Annotated in this window: 15 protein-coding genes, 1 pseudogene and 1 riboswitch; of the genes and pseudogenes, 7 read left to right on the plus strand and 9 right to left on the minus strand. The window is 67.4% G+C overall.

The features are described from left to right. Positions 1–23: 23 nt before the first annotated feature. Positions 24–1313: an adenylosuccinate synthase gene (locus K789_RS0114450; protein ID WP_024367373.1), complete on the minus strand. Its 1290-nt coding sequence runs from the start codon at positions 1311–1313 to the stop codon at positions 24–26. 284 nt (positions 1314–1597) lie between these two features. After that, a riboswitch (SAM riboswitch) is annotated at positions 1598–1718 on the plus strand. A gap of 12 nt (positions 1719–1730) precedes the next feature. Here K789_RS0114450 and K789_RS0114455 point away from each other — a divergent pair. Continuing rightward, positions 1731–2951, plus strand: coding sequence for a cobalamin-independent methionine synthase II family protein (locus K789_RS0114455; RefSeq protein WP_024367374.1), 1221 nt, complete (start codon positions 1731–1733; stop codon positions 2949–2951). A 172-nt stretch (positions 2952–3123) separates the two neighbouring features. Then, positions 3124–3756: a uracil-DNA glycosylase gene (locus tag K789_RS0114460; protein ID WP_024367375.1), complete on the plus strand. Its 633-nt coding sequence runs from the start codon at positions 3124–3126 to the stop codon at positions 3754–3756. 98 nt (positions 3757–3854) lie between these two features. On the opposite strand, the gene K789_RS0114465 is transcribed toward K789_RS0114460, so the two are convergent. The 4 genes from K789_RS0114465 to K789_RS0114480 all read right to left on the minus strand — a co-directional run bounded on the left by K789_RS0114465 (position 3855) and on the right by K789_RS0114480 (position 7271). Next, positions 3855–4283 carry a DUF3151 domain-containing protein gene (locus K789_RS0114465; RefSeq protein ID WP_024367376.1) on the minus strand — a complete coding sequence of 143 codons (429 nt, stop codon included), beginning with the start codon at positions 4281–4283 and terminating at the stop codon, positions 3855–3857. Between the two features lie 2 nt (positions 4284–4285). Next, positions 4286–5305 carry a class II fructose-bisphosphate aldolase gene (gene fbaA / locus K789_RS0114470; protein WP_024367377.1) on the minus strand — a complete coding sequence of 340 codons (1020 nt, stop codon included), beginning with the start codon at positions 5303–5305 and terminating at the stop codon, positions 4286–4288. 207 nt (positions 5306–5512) lie between these two features. Next, entirely contained in the window at positions 5513–6460 is a 948-nt protein-coding gene (locus K789_RS0114475; RefSeq protein WP_024367378.1) for a hypothetical protein, read from the minus strand. A 145-nt stretch (positions 6461–6605) separates the two neighbouring features. Then, complete coding sequence (locus K789_RS0114480) at positions 6606–7271, minus strand: TrmH family RNA methyltransferase (protein WP_051181072.1); 666 nt, start codon at positions 7269–7271, stop codon at positions 6606–6608. A gap of 79 nt (positions 7272–7350) precedes the next feature. Between K789_RS0114480 and K789_RS0114485 the strand changes: the two genes are divergently transcribed. After that, entirely contained in the window at positions 7351–8205 is an 855-nt protein-coding gene (locus K789_RS0114485) for an HAD-IIA family hydrolase (RefSeq protein ID WP_024367380.1), read from the plus strand. Between the two features lie 8 nt (positions 8206–8213). Here K789_RS0114485 and K789_RS0114490 read toward each other — a convergent pair whose 3' ends face one another. The 4 genes from K789_RS0114490 to pyrE all read right to left on the minus strand — a co-directional run bounded on the left by K789_RS0114490 (position 8214) and on the right by pyrE (position 11461). After that, positions 8214–9251, minus strand: a complete 1038-nt coding sequence (locus tag K789_RS0114490) for a thioesterase domain-containing protein (RefSeq protein ID WP_024367381.1) — start codon at positions 9249–9251, stop codon at positions 8214–8216. A gap of 82 nt (positions 9252–9333) precedes the next feature. Next, positions 9334–9912, minus strand: a complete 579-nt coding sequence (locus K789_RS0114495) for a hypothetical protein (protein ID WP_024367382.1) — start codon at positions 9910–9912, stop codon at positions 9334–9336. A 95-nt stretch (positions 9913–10007) separates the two neighbouring features. Then, the gene (locus K789_RS0114500) at positions 10008–10781 is read right to left on the minus strand and encodes a GAF and ANTAR domain-containing protein (RefSeq protein ID WP_051181071.1); all 774 of its coding nucleotides are present in this window, start codon (positions 10779–10781) and stop codon (positions 10008–10010) included. Positions 10782–10876: 95 nt separating this feature from the next. Continuing rightward, positions 10877–11461 (minus strand): orotate phosphoribosyltransferase, encoded by a 585-nt coding sequence (gene pyrE / locus K789_RS0114505; RefSeq protein WP_024367384.1) that lies wholly within the window; start codon positions 11459–11461, stop codon positions 10877–10879. A 141-nt stretch (positions 11462–11602) separates the two neighbouring features. On the opposite strand from pyrE, the pseudogene acsA reads away from it, so the two are divergent. The 4 genes and pseudogenes from acsA to K789_RS0114525 all read left to right on the plus strand — a co-directional run. Continuing rightward, positions 11603–13472 (plus strand): annotated as a pseudogene (acsA, locus tag K789_RS23220) (acetate--CoA ligase). Then, positions 13469–14497 (plus strand): pyruvate dehydrogenase (acetyl-transferring) E1 component subunit alpha, encoded by a 1029-nt coding sequence (pdhA, locus tag K789_RS0114515; protein ID WP_024367385.1) that lies wholly within the window; start codon positions 13469–13471, stop codon positions 14495–14497. Before acsA ends, pdhA begins: the two are co-directional and overlap by 4 nt. A gap of 3 nt (positions 14498–14500) precedes the next feature. Next, the gene (locus K789_RS0114520; protein WP_024367386.1) at positions 14501–15481 is read left to right on the plus strand and encodes an alpha-ketoacid dehydrogenase subunit beta; all 981 of its coding nucleotides are present in this window, start codon (positions 14501–14503) and stop codon (positions 15479–15481) included. Further along, positions 15474–15904: biotin/lipoyl-containing protein (locus K789_RS0114525; RefSeq protein WP_024367387.1), on the plus strand; the 431-nt coding region annotated here is incomplete at its 3' end. The genes K789_RS0114520 and K789_RS0114525, both read left to right, overlap by 8 nt.

Below are 15904 nucleotides of genomic sequence, written 5' to 3' on the forward strand. Positions count from 1 at the left end.
CCGCCGGGCGTCAGTCTGAACGGCTAGTCGTTGATCAGGTCGTTGATGACGATGGTCTGGTCGCGGTCCGGCCCGACGCCGATCGCCGAGAAGCGGGTGCCGGAAAGCTTCTCGAGGGCCAGCACGTAGTTCTTGGCGTTCTCCGGGAGGTCGTCCAGGGTGCGGGCGCCGGTGATGTCCTCGGTCCAGCCCTCGAAGTACTCGAAGATCGGCTTGGCGTGGTGGAACTCGGTCTGGGTCATCGGCATTTCGTCGTGCCGGACGCCGTCGACGTCGTAAGCAACGCAGACCGGGATCTGCTCGATGCCGGTGAGCACGTCCAGCTTGGTGACGAAGTAGTCGGTGAAGCCGTTGACCCGGGAGGCATGGCGCGCGAGCACGGCGTCGTACCAGCCACAACGGCGCGGGCGGCCGGTGTTGACGCCGAATTCGCCGCCGGTCTTCTGCAGGTACATGCCCATCTCATCGAACAGTTCGGTGGGGAACGGCCCGGCGCCCACACGGGTGGTGTAGGCCTTGATGATGCCGATGGAGCGCGAGATGCGGGTGGGGCCGATGCCCGAGCCCACGGAGGCGCCCCCGGCCGTCGGGTTCGAGGAGGTCACGAACGGGTAGGTGCCGTGGTCGACGTCCAGGAACGTGGCCTGGCCGCCCTCCATGAGGACCACCTTGCCCTCGTCCAGCGCCTTGTTCAGCACGAAGGTGCTGTCGATGACCAGCGGGCGCAGGCGTTCGGCGAAGGACAGGAAGTAGTCCACGATCTCGTCCACCTCGATGTCCCGGCGGTTGTAGACCTTGACCAGCAGTTCGTTCTTCTGCCGGAGCGAGCCTTCGACCTTCTGCCGGAGGATGGAAGCGTCAAAGACGTCCTGCACGCGGATGCCGAGGCGGGCCACCTTGTCCATGTAGGCGGGACCGATGCCGCGGCCGGTGGTGCCGATCGCGCGGCTGCCGAGGAACCGTTCGGTGACCTTGTCCAGCACCTGGTGGTAGGGCGCCACGAGGTGGGCGTTGGCGGAGACACGCAGCTTGGAGGTGTCCGCGCCGCGGGCCTCGAGGCCGTCGATCTCCTGGAACAGCGCTTCAAGATTCACCACGCAACCGTTGCCGATCACCGGGACTGCATTCGGGCTCAGGATGCCGGCCGGAAGGAGCTTGAGCTCATACTTCTCACCGCCTACGACGACGGTGTGCCCGGCATTGTTGCCGCCGTTGGGCTTGACGACGTAGTCGACTCGGCCACCAAGCAGGTCAGTGGCCTTACCTTTGCCTTCGTCGCCCCATTGGGCTCCGACGATCACGATTGCTGGCATGGGATCCTCCCCCATTCGTTCGGGCCGAAGTCCGTGTGATTCACCAGGGTGGTCACCGGAGCTCAGCGCCGTTCATGAGAATGCCCCGAATCTACCGCTGTGCTCTTACCATCAACGCCAGAGTCCGGGGCTCTTACCACCCAAGTTTAGCCGATCGCGGTGGCGGCAGCTCATTTGACCATCCAATGGACTTCCTGCCGGTTGCGCCCGCGACGCGGTGTCCAGCCAGCGGGACTACGCCGGAAAGACTTGCGCAGGGCTGCCGGGTGGAATTAAGTAAGAGTTGACCATCCCGAGCGGCCGAGGGACCTGGACCGTTGACGCCGCAGCAACCCTGCCCGGACACAGCCCGCTTAGCCGCGGCCGCTGGGACGGCAAAGGTGCTACCGCCAGGACCGATGGAAAGGAAGCGCCCCCATGCAGCCGAACGCGCAGCAGAACACCGACCATATCCGCGCCACCCACGCCGGCTCGTTGCCCCGCACCCCCGAGCTCATCGCCGCGAACGAGGCCAAGGAAGCAGACGGCATCACCCCCGAGTTCCTGGACCTGCTGGAAACCTCCGTGGCTGACATCGTGCAGCGGCAGAAAGACCTCGGCATCGATATCCCCAACGACGGCGAATACGGGCACACCATGTCCAGCTCGGTGGACTACGGCGCGTGGTGGAACTACTCCTTCAGCCGGCTTGGCGGCCTTGAACCGACCGATGTGGACCGCTGGGCTGACTCCGCGGTTCACCGCTCCAGCCCCGGCCACATCGTGCTGACCACCTTCCCGGACCGGCGCGACCGGCAGAAGTTCAACGACGCCTACAACGACCCGTCCTCCGGGATCCTGGCGCACCGCAAGAGCGTCACGCAGCCGAAGATCGCCGGCCCGCTGCGCTACACCGGGCAGGCTCTGGTGGGCTCGGACATCGCCAACCTCAAGACCGGCATGGCCGCAGCCGGGCTGTCCGAGGGCTTCGTCGCTTCCCTGTCCCCCGGCTCCTGCGCCCGCGTCGCGAACGAGTACTACAAGACCGATGAGGAGCTCCTCTACGCCTGCGCCGACGCCATGCGTGAGGAGTACAAGGCCATCATCGACGCCGGTCTCACTGTCCAGCTCGACGACCCGTCGCTGGCCGAAAGCTGGGACCAGATCAATCCGGAACCGAGCCTGGCCGACTATCTCAAGTTCATCCAGCTCCGGGTCGAGGCCACAAACTGGGCCCTGCGCGACCTCCCCCAGGAGCAGATCCGGCTGCACGTGTGCTGGGGTTCCTGGCACGGACCGCACACCACGGACATCCCCTTCGCGGACATCATCGGCTCCGTACTGCAGGTCAATGCGGGGGGCTACTCCTTCGAGGCCGCCAACGTCCGCCACGAGCATGAATGGCGCGTCTGGGAGGACACCAAGCTTCCCGACGGAAAAGTCATCATCCCCGGCGTCGTCTCCCACGCCACCAACGTCGTCGAGCACCCGGACCTGGTGGCTGACCGGATCGTGCGCTTCGCCCAATTGGTGGGCCGGGAAAATGTGATTGCCTCCACAGACTGCGGTCTCGGCGGCCGGGTGCACCCGCAAATCGCCTTTGCCAAGCTGGAATCCCTGGGCGAAGGCGCCCGCCGCGCCACCGCGCGGCTCTGGTAGATCGCCTGCGGCCGGCCCGTCATTTCGCAGGGCTTGATAGACTAATAAGGATCGACCAGGAATCGGTCCACACCACATTTTCAAACCACACCGTATTCGGCGTGCCCCGGTGCTCGGCGTGCCCGCGTACGGTCTGGCAGCTTCACCAATCCCGCAGGAGACTCAGCAATATATGACAGCCTTGGCCACTGAAAATTCCCGCGAACAGCTTTTGAGCCGCCGCTACGAACCTAGCGTCGCGGCCGTCAACGAGCTGTGCGACACGCTGCAGGCAACCAAAGCTGGCACGAATGTTCCCTATGTGGACCCGATGCACGACATCGATGAGTGCCGCATCATCAGCCTCTTCTCCAACATCGGAACAGAGGATGAATCGGGTTTCATCACCGCCGGTGACGAGGAAGCCGCCACCCGCCTGCTCGGTGTCCAGTGGAAGCTGGGCCTGCGCCCGGAGTACGTGATGCCCTGGAACGTCCACCCCTGGTACGTCCCGGGCGAGCCCAACGGCAAGTTCACGCCGGACCAGATTTCCGCAGGCCTGAAGCCGCTGCTGAAGTTCCTCGCCGTTGTGCCCCGCGCCTCGGTGATCGTGGCGCACGGCACCGAAGCCAACCGCCTCGCAAACCTCCTCCTCAAGACCGAGGTGCCCATGATCTGGCGCCGCGGCCTCAAGACCTACAAGGTCCGCTCGCTCAGCGGCCGCGCCTTCGCCGGCACACCTGCCCGGCAGGAGCAGTACCTCGATGAGATGGCAACGGTCTACCTGGACGCGATGGCCCGCACCGGCCTGGCCAAGACCAGCTGATCCCCCACTTTCCGCACCGACGACGGCGNCTTCCGGCCCATCCCAAGGGGTGGAATGGGCCGGAAGTGACCCCGCGTTGCTTCTCGGTGCCGTGACGGTCAGCGTTTCTCTGCTTCGATGGCTGCCTTGGCAGTGGGGTCGGAGTCCTTGAGGAACTTCTCGATCCGCTCCGGCTCCTCGGCTTCGCCGATTGCCGCGGAGGCGCGGCCCAGCGAGTATAGGGCTCGCAGGAAGCCGCGGTTCGGTTCGTGTTCCCAGGGGATGGGCCCGACGCCGCGCCAGCCGTTGCGGCGCAGCGAATCCAGGCCGCGGTGGTAGCCGACGCGGGAGTACGCGTAGGAGTCGATGGTCCGGCCCTCGCTCCACGCTTCCTCGGCCAGCACGGCCCAGAGCAGCGAGGACGTCGGGTGCTTTTCCACCAGGTCCAGGGCTTCCTGGCCGGCATCCAGCGCCGCGTAGACCTCGGTCTCGGCAGGCAGGAGCGTCGGCTCAGGACCCATCAGGTTCTTGCGGAACTCGTCCGACATGCCTAGAACGTCTTGCCGGTGGAGCCGAGCTGCTGCGCAGCCTCGACGACGCGGGCCGCGAGGCCTGCCTCGGCGGAGGCACCCCAGACGCGGGGATCGTAGAGCTTCTTGTTGCCGACCTCGCCGTCGACCTTCAGCACGCCGTCGTAGTTGCGGAACATGTGGTCCGCCACGGGGCGGGTGTAGGCGTACTGGGTGTCGGTGTCGATGTTCATCTTGATGACGCCGTAGGACACCGCGTCCGCGATTTCCTTCTCGGAGGAGCCGGAGCCGCCGTGGAAGACGAGGTCGAACGGGTTGGCCTTGCCGATCTTGGCGCCGACCTGCTCCTGGATGTCCTTGAGGATTTCCGGGCGGAGTTTGACGCCACCGGGCTTGTAGACGCCGTGCACGTTGCCGAAGGTCAGCGCCGTGATGTAGCGGCCGTTTTCGCCGGAGCCGAGGGCGTCGATCGTGGCCAGGGCGTCCTCGACGGTGGTGTACAGCTTGTCGTTGATGGCGTTCTCGACGCCGTCTTCCTCGCCGCCGACGGTGCCGATTTCGACCTCGAGGATCATCTTGGCGGCGGCGGTGCGCTCGAGCAGTTCGCGGGCGATCCGCAGGTTCTCCTGCAGGGTTTCGGCCGAGCCGTCCCACATGTGCGAGTTGAAGAGCGGGTTGCGGCCGGCCTTGACCTCGGCCTCGGAGGCTGCCAGCAGCGGCAGGACGAAGCCGTCCAGCTTGTCCTTCGGGCAGTGGTCCGTGTGCAGGGCGATATTAACGCCGTAGTTCTTGGCCACCTCGCGGGCAAACGCGGCGAAGCCCAGGGAACCGGCCACCATGTCCTTGGTGGAGGCGCCGGACCAATAGGCAGCGCCGCCGGTGGAGACCTGGACGATGCCGTCGGACTCGGCCTCGGCGAAGCCGCGGAGGGCGGCGTTCAGGGTCTGGGAGGAGGTGACGTTGACGGCCGGGAACGCGAAGCCGCCCGCCTTAGCGCGGTCGATCATCTCGGAGTAGATCTCTGGGGTTGCAATGGGCATACTGACTCCTAAAGTGAATTTCGTCTGCGGGCTGGTTGACCCTGGAGTGAACCTCGTCGGCTAGGAACCATCCTAGCCATTCCTGCGCCGGGGGCAGTGGTTCCGGTCACTCGGGCCTGTAATAACTCGCTGGACCCCCGTCCCCTGCTCCCATTCGCCGAGTAGGCATTTCGCGGCAGTATTGGCGCCCAACACTGCCGCAAACTGTCAACTCGCGCGCCTGCCGCGGCTCTCCAGCGCGCTGCGGACCTTGCGGACGGCAGCGGGATGCTCGCCGGCGAGGTCCAGGCGGGACACGCGAACCTCGATCCAACCGCAACGCGCCGCGGTGTCGGCCCTCCTGATGTCGCGCAAGTACTGGTCCGCCCCGTTGTGGTGTGCCCCTTCGTACTGGAGTCCAACCCGCCACTGCGGGTAGGCGGCATCGGGCCACAGGACGGGAGAGCCCGGGCCGCCCCACGGGTCCTCGCCCCAGACCACGTGGTTCAGTATCGGTTCGGGCAGCCCGGCACGGACCAGCGCCAGCCGCAGCCGCGTTTCGGGTGGCGAATCGGCACCCACCCGGATGAGCTCGACGGCGGACCGCGCCTTCCGCATACCGCGGCTTCCCGGGTGCCGCTCCACCATGACCCGCAACTCGTCGATGCTGCACCGGGCCTGGCGGGGTACAGGGAACTCCGGCCCGTGTTCGCAGACCAGTGAATCGCCGGCTATGACAAGGTCCTCGGCGCTGAGTACCGAGGCCAGGTCCAGCCAGGTCCGGGCCGGCGAGGTGAGCCGGACGCCGTCGAGCTCCACCACCTCATCCGGGAACAGTGCCAACAAATGCCCCACAACGTTGACCCGTCGCGGCGTGCTGGAACCCCGGCGCCGGGCGAGGTGGATGCGCCAGTCCTCCTCGAGCCAGCCGGGCAGGGGCGCGTCCCAGAGGCGCGCCGCCGACCCGAGGCTGAGGGTGGACTCGTCGTCAAGGTCGGTGTATGCCCGCAGGGCGGCAGAACCCGTGGCGGAAGAACCAGTGGGGACCCTGATGCCGCGGGACACGGTCACCAGATCCCGGGCCACGGTGCGGGTGCGGGTGACCCCGGCCTTGTCCGCGGCACGCAGCGAAAATGATCCGGATGTCAGGTGGAGCGGAAGCGGTGCCCTGCGCATGGCCCATTGTGCCTGCTTCCGCAAGACTCCGGAGGACTTATCCACAGTCCTGCGCCCCGCGGCGCATCGAGTTGGCATTTCGCGGCAGTGTTGGTGCGCAACATTGCTGCGAAGTGCCAACTCGCGCGGACCCCGGAGGCCCGGCCTACCCCGGGAGCTGGTTGAACACGTGCCGGCGGATCCAGGCGTGCATCGCGATGGCCGCGGCCGAGGCGGCGTTAATGGAGCGGGTGGAGCCGAACTGCTCGATCGACAAGGTGTCCACCGCCGCCTGGTGGACCTCGGGGGACAGCCCCGGGCCCTCCTGCCCAAACACCAGCACGCAGTCTTTGGGCAGTTCATAGGTTTCCAGCGGGACGGAGTCCGGGAAGATGTCGATGCCGATGATGGCCAGGCCCTCCCCCTGCGCCCACGCCACGAAGTCGTCCACGGTCGGGTGGTGGCGGATGTGCTGGTAGCGGTCGGTGACCATGGCTCCGCGGCGGTTCCACCGGCGTCGTCCGATGATGTGCACTTCCTTGGCCAGGAACGCGTTGGCGCTGCGCACGACGGTGCCGATGTTCATGTCGTGCTGCCAGTTTTCGATCGCAATGTGGAAATTGTGCCGCTTGGAGTCCAGGTCCGCCACGATCGACTCGTGCTTCCAGTAGCGGTATTTGTCCACCACATTGCGCCGGTCGCCGTCCGCGAGGAGGTCCGGGTCCCAGTGCTCGCCCGCCGGCAGTTCGCCTTCCCAGGGGCCGACGCCGACCTCCGCCTTGGGCTCTGCCTCGGCTGCCGCTTCCCCCTCCTGCGCGGTCACGGGAGGGATTTCGCTGGGTATCTCGGGTTCAGTCACGACTCAACATTAGACTGGGACTGGCATCGGCACATTATCGGCGGAGGACAGCATGGCGGAGCAGCAGGCAGACCACAGGGAAGACTCGGACCACGTGCTTTCATCAAAATCCGTGTACCGCAGCGGCCAGGAGATCGAGTGCTGGCTGACCGACATGGATGGCGTCCTGGTCCACGAAAACCAGCCCATCCCGGGTGCCGCTGAACTCATCCAGCGCTGGGTGGACACGTCCAAGCGCTTCCTCGTCCTGACCAACAACTCCATCTTCACGCCCCGTGACCTCGCCGCCCGGCTGAAGAGCTCGGGCCTGGAGATCCCCGAGGAGAACATCTGGACTTCGGCCCTGGCCACGGCCCAGTTCCTCAAGGACCAGGTGCGGGGTTCGGATTCGGGCAACCGCGCCTACACGATCGGCGAGGCGGGCCTCACGACGGCGCTGCACGAGGCGGGCTTTATCCTCACCGACCAGGACCCGGACTTTGTGGTGCTCGGCGAAACCCGCACCTACTCCTTTGAAGCCATCACCATGGCCATCCGGCTGATCCTGGGCGGGGCGAGGTTCATCGCCACCAACCCCGACGCCACCGGGCCCTCGAAGGACGGCCCGATGCCCGCCACCGGCGCCATCGCGGCGCTCATCACCAAGGCGACCGGCCGGGAGCCGTACATTGTGGGCAAGCCGAATCCGATGATGTTCCGCTCGGCCATGAACCAGATCGACGCGCATTCGGAAACCACCGCCATGATCGGTGACCGGATGGACACCGACATCATCGCGGGCATGGAAGCGGGGCTGCACACAGTGCTGGTGCTCAGCGGTATCACCCATAAGGACGACATCGCCGCGTACCCGTTCCGGCCCAACCAGATCCTGAACTCCGTGGCAGACCTGAAGAACCAGATCTAGGACCTGCGTTAGAAGGCGGTTTTCCTGCCTCCGCCGGACGGCAGCGGGAAAAGCTCGTCCTCCAGCCCCTCGATGATCGGCCGGTAGACGAACGGATTCCAGCCCGGGCTGGCGTGCGCCGGCCGGGCGCCGTCGGTCCTCAAACTGTTGGAGACCATATTGTCCTTGAAGATCAGGGACCAGGAGTCCCGGGCTGCCGCGTAGTCCACGGTCCGGTCGCGCGGGTTGCCGATGAAGGCCATCCGCGTCCCGCCGAGCTTTCCCGCAAAGCGGGTTGCGTCGAAGTGGTAGATATAGGCGGACTCAGACTGGATCAGCACGGTGGATGGCGCAATCGGCGAGAGCTGTTCCAAGGTCTGGTCCAGGACCTGTCCCCAGCTGCGCTCGTCCTTGTGCAGCACCCGCTCGCCGAGTTCGTAGCCGCCGCGCAGCACCGTGGGGAAGCGGAAGCCGCTCTCGTAGAGCAGCACCACACCCTCAAACCAGCTCTGGTCCAGCACGTCGTACTTGGTGCACGGACTGGAATCGAGCAGGATGAGCGCCACCTCAATGCCGTGAAGCTCCCGAAGGCGGGCGGCAACCTGGGTTGCCACCATGCCGCCGAAGCTGTGGCCGTAGAAGTACAACGTGGTCAGCTGATGGGCCCGCGCGTGCTCGACCACGGCGATCACGATCTCGTCGATGTCGAGGCCCACGTTGGAGTATCCGACGGCGGCGAGCTGGCCCCGTTTGTTCAGCGCCCCGCGGAGCGCGTTCAGGATCCACTGGGCTTCCTCCCAGCTCGTTTTGTAGCCGGGGAAGAGGAACCAGCTGGCGTGGGGGAAGTACTTCCCGGCAGTCTCATCCGGCACCGTGAGGATCTTGTGGACGCGGCGCTCGGCCTGCACGCGCCGGGTGAAGATCATGTCGGCCGCCAGCACCGAGGCCGAGCCCGCGCCGGCCAGGAAACCACGCCGGGAGAAACGTCGCATTGCGGCGGCGTGCCGAAGCACACGGGCGGCGTCGCCGTCCGCGCCCACATCCTCAACTTCCGGCTCACGCGGCACATCTCTACCGTAGTCACCGGGGAACGCGGATCAGAAACGGCGCCGGATAACAGCTCAGCCACAGTCCGGCGGATGACCCTGGCTAGGCGGGCTCGGACTCGCGGTCGGCACCGGGGCGGACTGCTTCGAGGCCGACGTTGCGGCGGCTGATTTCGAGACCGATTTCGTTATAGGTCGCCAGAAGTTGCGAGCGGGCCATGTCCGCCGGGTTATCCAGCAGCCCGAACACGGAGTCACTCGCCGCCAGCAATTCGTCATCGGAGAAGACGTTCAACGGCCGGGTCCCTGAGGAGTCAAGGGACGCGGTGAAGTCCGTCGAGAGGTCGAGGGACGGCAGCGCGGTGACGGCGCTTTCCAGATAAGGGTTCAGCTCGAGGGAAACCCCGGCCGAGCTGGGCAGGGCGCCGGCGGTGTCGACCAGCCCCGCGGCGCCGTCGATCGCATTGAGGTCGTTGCGGAGGCCGGCCAGGGCCGCGGATTCCACGAAGGCGGCGCGGCCGAGGTTGACCCGGATGTGTGACGTGATGCCCATGCGGCGGACGCGCTGGATCAGCTGCATCAGGGCGGGGCGGGAGTCCTGCGTAAGGCTCCCCCGGACATCGATCCGGAGGACATCTGAAGCGATGTCCAGTTTGGCTTGAGCGTTCAACGATGCGTCCATAGGTACTCCAAAAAAGGGTGTCTATGGCCGACGGCTCAACCGCATTTAGCGTATAGGCCACCGGGGGTGTGCACAAGTCATATGGCGCTACCGGTTCAGCCGACTGCTCGCCGGCCGGGTTCCTCGAAGTGTGTCCGGGATTTGGTGCCGCCCACGGACTGGACCAGCGAGGTGGCGATGTCCCGCAGCTTGACGTTCCCGTTGCTGGAGGCGTCGGTGAGGATCTTGACAGCCGCTTCCTGGTTGCAGCGGTTCTGTGCCATGACAATTCCGATGGCCATGTCGATTACGGTACGGGATTCCAGGGTGGCCCGCAGATTGGTGGCACTGTCCGTGTGCAGGGAGAAGCGGACGGCCAGCCGCAGCGCCTGTGAGATTTCACGGGTGTAGCCGCGCGCCCGGGCGGCGACGTCGCCGTCGAACTTGTGCGGCACATCCGAGTAAAGGTTCAGCGCCGCCTGGGCCTCGCCCTGGAGGTGGAAGGGCACGGAGAGCACCGAGCGAAGCCCGTGGGAAGCGACGGCACTGGCATAGTCGGGTCCCCAGCGGTCCTCATCGAACAGGTCCGGAACGTAGACTTCGCGTTCCTCCTGCGCTGCTGTCAGGCACGGGCCCTGCGAGAGCCGGTACTGGATTTCGTCCACTTCGCGGGCGGAGTCGCTGCTCCAGCCGATGGTCGCCGCCTTGCGGTCGCGCAGCAGCGTGATGCCACACAGGGCGTCATCGCCGGCGCCCGCCACCTGGTGCGCGGAGAAACGCGCGAGCTCGTTGAGGAAGTCCTCAAAATCGGCGCTGTCCAGGATGAGGTTCTGGATCTGGTCGACGGTGCTGAGGGGAACAGATCCGAGGATTTCGTCGGGAAGGAGCATGGCGCGTGGTCTCCGGAGGGGTGTGGTGGATACCTCAAAATGATAATTCACCGCCCAATCCACCGTCCACACGCGTCCGCTGACGGATGAACGGGCTAGCTCAGGCCGAGTTCGTCCTTGCCGAACGCGAAGAGGTAGGGAACACCGGCCTCTTTTTCGATCTTTTCCTTGGCACCGGTGTCGCGGTCCACGATCACGGCGACGGCGACAACGTTGCCGCCGGCTTTGCGGACGCCCTCGACGGCGGTCAGCGCGGAGCCGCCGGTCGTGGAAGTGTCCTCCAGCACCAGCACCTTGCGGCCCTCGACGGAGGGGCCCTCCACCTGCCGGCCCATGCCGTAGGACTTCTGCGCCTTGCGGACCACGAAGGCGTCGACGGGCCGTCCGGCGTCGACGGCGGAATGCATCACGGCGGTACCCACCGGGTCGGCACCCATGGTGAGTCCGCCCGCGCACTCAAAGTCGATGCCGGCGTCCTCCAGCAGCGAGAGCATGACCTGGCCGACCAGCTTGGACGCCTCATGGTGCAGCGTGATGCGGCGCAGGTCGATGTAGTAGTCGGCCTCGGCGCCGCTCGAGAGGATGACCTTGCCGCGGACGACGGCCAACTCCTTGATCAGTTCAAGAAGGCGGGCACGGGCGGCAGCGGTGTCAGCTGCGGGGGCACTGTTGGCAGTCATGGGACCCAGTTTAGTGGCTGGCCGGCGCAGGATTCCCAGCCGCGCCGTTTGATGTCGGGCCGCCTGCCGGCTGCTTCCGAGACCCGCGCGCCGGGTCTTTATCCTCTAGGAACCCTTGCCGGGCAGGAGTGCGATGGAACCATGACGGCAGGAACGGAACCCTCGACCCGCTGGCCCACCATTGCCAAAGACGTCGGCGGCCTCCGGGTCCGGCCGAACCTGGTGGACTATGACGCGGCGTGTGCGGCGTTCTCCTGGGACGAAGCCCGCCATCAACTGTCCGGACTGCCCGGGGGCCGCGGCGTCAACATCGCTTATGAAGCTGTGGACCGGCACGCCGCCGGGGGGCTCGCCGGGCACGAGGCGCTGCGGTTCGTCCGGGCCGACGGCAGCAGCCACTCGCTCACGTTCGCCGACCTTGCAGAGCAGACCAACCGCTTTGCGGGAGTGCTGCGCGCGCTCGGCATCGGGCGCGGTGAGCGCGTCTTCTCGCTCACCGGCCGCGGCCCGGCGCTGTACATCGCGGTGCTGGGCACCCTGAAGAACGCCAGCGTCTTCTGCCCGCTGTTCTCCGCGTTCGGCCCCGAACCCGTCCGCCAGCGGCTGCAGTTGGGCTCCGGCCGGGCCCTGGTCACCACCCGGGCGCTCTACCGCAAAAAGATTGCCCAGCTCCGCGGCTCGCTGCCGGAACTCCGGTACGTCCTGCTGACCGACGCCGACGGCAGCCCGGAGCCGGGAACGCTGGACCTCGCCGCGCTGATGCGCGCAGCGCCGGCCGACGCCGTGATCGCCGCGACGCAGGCCGAGGACATGGCCCTGCTGCACTTCACGTCCGGCACCACCGGAACCCCGAAGGGCGCCGTCCACGTGCACGACGCCGTCACAGCCCACCACGCGACCGGCACCTCCGCGCTGGACCTGCACCCGGAGGACGTGTACTGGTGCACGGCCGACCCCGGCTGGGTCACCGGCACCTCGTACGGTGTGATCGCGCCGTTGACCCACGGGGTGACAACGATCGTGGACGAAGAGGAGATGGACGCGGACCGCTGGTACCGGATCCTCGCCGAGCAGCACGTCACCGTCTGGTACACCGCCCCCACGGCCCTGCGGATGCTGATGAAGGCCGGCGCGGACCGCGCCCGGGGCCATGACCTGTCCGCGCTGCGCTTCGTGGCCAGCGTCGGGGAACCGCTCAATCCGGAGGTCGTCGTCTGGGGCCAGGAAGCCTTTGGCCAGCCGGTGCATGACAACTGGTGGCAGACCGAAACCGGCGGCATCATGATCTCCAACTACGCGGCCACCGAGATCCGCCCCGGCTCGATGGGCCGGCCGCTGCCCGGCGTCGAGGCGGGCATCGTGGCCAGGGACGCGCAGGACAAGCCCATTGTCCGCGACGGCAAGGCGGTCCTTGTGACGGCGCCGGACGCCGTCGGCGAACTGGCGCTGCGGCCGGGCTGGCCCTCGATGTTCCGCGGCTACCTGCATGAGGAGGAACGTTACCGCCGCTGCTTCGTGGGCGGCTGGTACCTCACCGGCGACCTCGCCCGGCGCGACGCCGACGGGTACTACTGGTTCGTCGGACGCGGCGACGACGTCATCAAGTCCTCGGGACACCTGATCGGCCCGTTCGAGGTGGAGAGCTTGCTGATGGAACACGAAGCCGTGGCCGAAGCCGGGGTGATCGGGGTCCCCNNNCCCCGATCCGGTGGCCGGCGAGGTGGTCAAGGCATTCGTGGAACTGCGGCCCGGTTGGGAACCCTCCGAGGAACTGCAGCTGGAGATCATCGGCTTCGCCCGCAAGAGACTCGGCCCGGCGGTGGCGCCGCGGCTGCTGGACTTCACCACGGCCCTGCCGCGGACCCGCAGCGGCAAGATCCTCCGGCGGCTGCTCAAGGCCCGTGAACTCGGCCTGCCGGAGGGCGACACCTCCACCATCGAGACCCCGGCCGGGGCGCCGGAGCCGGACGACGCCGCGCCCGGGCCCCCAGCACCGGAGGCCCGGACATGACCGGGTCCGCGGACGTGCCCGGCAGCCACCTGGATCCGGCCCACGGCCGGCACCTCCTGCTGCAGATGCTCCGCGTCCGCCGGCTTGAGGAGAAATGCGTTGAGCTCTACAGCGCCGCCAAGATCCGCGGCTTCCTGCACGTCTACATCGGCGAGGAAGCCGTCGCGGCCGGGGTGCTGGAAAGCCTGGCCCCGGAGGACGCCGTCGTCGCCACCTACCGGGAGCACGGCCACGCCCTCCTGCGCGGTGTCCCTGCCGGGGCGATCCTGGCGGAAATGTACGGCTTCGTGGAGGGCTGCTGCATTGGCCGTGGCGGGTCCATGCACTTGTTCGACGCCGCCACCCGTTTCTTCGGCGGCAACGCGATCGTCGCCGGGGGCCTGCCGCTCGCCGTCGGGCTTGCCCTCGCGGACAAGATGGCCGGGCGCTCCCGCGTGACCGTGTGCTTCTTCGGCGAGGGCGCCGTCGCGGAAGGTGAATTCCACGAAAGCCTCAATCTCGCCGCGCTGTGGCAACTGCCCGTGCTGTTCTGCTGCGAGAACAACCTCTATGCCATGGGGACGGCGCTGGGTCGCTCGGAATCGCAGACGGACATCGCCCTCAAGGCTGCCGCCTATGAGATCGCGGCGTGGGCCGTGGACGGCATGGACGTCCTGGCCGTCGAGGAAACTGCCCGCCGCGCGGTGGACGCCGTCCGCTCCGGTGGCGGCCCGCACTTCCTGGAGCTGCGCACGTACCGGTTCCGGGCGCACTCGATGTTCGACCCGGAACGGTACCGCGACAAAGCCGAAGTCGCACGCTGGCTCGAACGTGACCCTATCGTCCTGTTGCGCGCCGCGATGGAGGCCGCGGGCCAGCTCTCCGCGCAGGACTGGGAGCAGCTGGAGGCGGACGCCGACGCGGAAGTTGCCGCCGCCGTCGAATTCGCCGAGGCCGGCAGCCCCGAACCGCTCGAGGACCTCACCCGGTTCGTCTACAGCGAGCGCGGCGCCAGCCCGGAAACCGGCGCCGGCGGGGGGGAGTGAGCCATGAAATCAAGTTACCGCGAGGCGCTCCGGGCCGGTATCCGCGACGCGATGCTCCGGGACGAGCGGGTGTTCCTGATGGGCGAGGACGTGGGGGCCTACGGCGGCTCCTTCGCGGTCAGCCTGGGCCTGCTGGAGGAATTCGGGCCCGAACGGATCCGCGACACCCCGCTGTCGGAGTCCGGCTTCGTCGGGGCAGGGATCGGCGCGGCGCTCGGCGGGATGCGGCCGATCGTGGAGATCATGACCGTCAACTTCAGCCTCCTCGCCCTGGACCAGATCGTGAACAACGCCGCCTCCCTGCTGCACATGTCCGGCGGGCAATTCAATGTTCCGGTCGTGATCCGGATGACGACCGGCGCCGGCCGCCAGCTCGGGGCGCAGCATTCCCACAGCCTTGAGGGCTGGTACGCGCACATCCCCGGGCTGCGCATCCTCGCCCCCGCCACGCTCGCCGACGCCCGTGGCATGCTGTGGACCGCGCTGGAGGATCCGGACCCGGTCCTGATCTTCGAGCACGGCTCGCTGTACAACGTCACCGGGGAGCTCGACGACGACGCCGGCCCGGTGGACATCGACACCGCCGCGGTCCGGCGCCCCGGGAACGATGTTTCCCTCATCACCTACGGCGGAACCCTCCCGACGGTGCTTGACGCCGCCGGGCAGCTCGCGAATGAAGGCATCGACGCCGAAGTGCTGGACCTGCGCACCCTGCGGCCGCTCGACGACGCCGCCATCCTCACCTCTGCGCGGCGGACCCACCGGGCCGTGGTGGTGGATGAGGGGTGGCGCAGCGGAAGCATCTCCGCTGAGATCAGCGCCCGGATCACCGAGCAGGCGTTCTATGACCTGGATGCCCCGGTGGGCCGGGTCTGCAGTGCCGAAGTGCCGATTCCCTATTCCAAGCAGCTGGAACTGGCGGCCCTGCCGTCCGTCGAGCGGATTCTCGCCGCAGCGCGGGAGGCGGTCGGCGCGCGTGGCTGACTTCCTGATGCCCTCCCTCGGTGCTGACATGGAGCACGGCAAGATCGTCGAATGGCTGGTCAAGCCCGGCGACTACGTGCGCCGCGGGGACCTCGTCGCGGTGGTGGATACCGACAAGACCGTCATGGATGTGGAGTCCTTCCAGGAGGGGGTGGTTGCCGAGCTGCTCGTGGACCTCGGCGAAACCGTGCCGGTGGGTACCCCGCTGGCCAGGATCACGCAGACCCCGGCCGACGTCGGGGCCCCCCGCCATGAGGCACCGCCGCCCCGGGCCGGGGCCGCCGCCGTTGCTGTCACTGCCAACGAAGCTCCCCCGGTCGCCCCTCCCGTGCGGCACCTGGCGCACCGGCTGGGGGTCGACACGGCCAGGATCCACGGCACCGGCAAGGGCGGCGCCATCACGAGGGCGGATGTGGAGCACGC

The organism is Arthrobacter sp. TB 26 (assembly GCF_000427315.1).
Lineage (GTDB): Bacteria > Actinomycetota > Actinomycetes > Actinomycetales > Micrococcaceae > Arthrobacter.

Bases quoted from the DNA above. Each gene is read 5' to 3' on its own strand.
- K789_RS0114450 (WP_024367373.1), bottom strand. From the start codon at position 1,313: ATGCCAGCAATCGTGATCGTCGGAGCCCAATGGGGCGACGAAGGCAAA.
- K789_RS0114455 (WP_024367374.1), top strand. From the start codon at position 1,731: ATGCAGCCGAACGCGCAGCAGAACACCGACCATATCCGCGCCACCCAC.
- K789_RS0114460 (WP_024367375.1), top strand. From the start codon at position 3,124: ATGACAGCCTTGGCCACTGAAAATTCCCGCGAACAGCTTTTGAGCCGC.
- K789_RS0114465 (WP_024367376.1), bottom strand. From the start codon at position 4,283: ATGTCGGACGAGTTCCGCAAGAACCTGATGGGTCCTGAGCCGACGCTC.
- fbaA (WP_024367377.1), bottom strand. From the start codon at position 5,305: ATGCCCATTGCAACCCCAGAGATCTACTCCGAGATGATCGACCGCGCT.
- K789_RS0114475 (WP_024367378.1), bottom strand. From the start codon at position 6,460: ATGCGCAGGGCACCGCTTCCGCTCCACCTGACATCCGGATCATTTTCG.
- K789_RS0114485 (WP_024367380.1), top strand. From the start codon at position 7,351: ATGGCGGAGCAGCAGGCAGACCACAGGGAAGACTCGGACCACGTGCTT.
- K789_RS0114495 (WP_024367382.1), bottom strand. From the start codon at position 9,912: ATGGACGCATCGTTGAACGCTCAAGCCAAACTGGACATCGCTTCAGAT.
- K789_RS0114500 (WP_051181071.1), bottom strand. From the start codon at position 10,781: ATGCTCCTTCCCGACGAAATCCTCGGATCTGTTCCCCTCAGCACCGTC.
- pyrE (WP_024367384.1), bottom strand. From the start codon at position 11,461: ATGACTGCCAACAGTGCCCCCGCAGCTGACACCGCTGCCGCCCGTGCC.
- pdhA (WP_024367385.1), top strand. From the start codon at position 13,469: ATGACCGGGTCCGCGGACGTGCCCGGCAGCCACCTGGATCCGGCCCAC.
- K789_RS0114520 (WP_024367386.1), top strand. From the start codon at position 14,501: ATGAAATCAAGTTACCGCGAGGCGCTCCGGGCCGGTATCCGCGACGCG.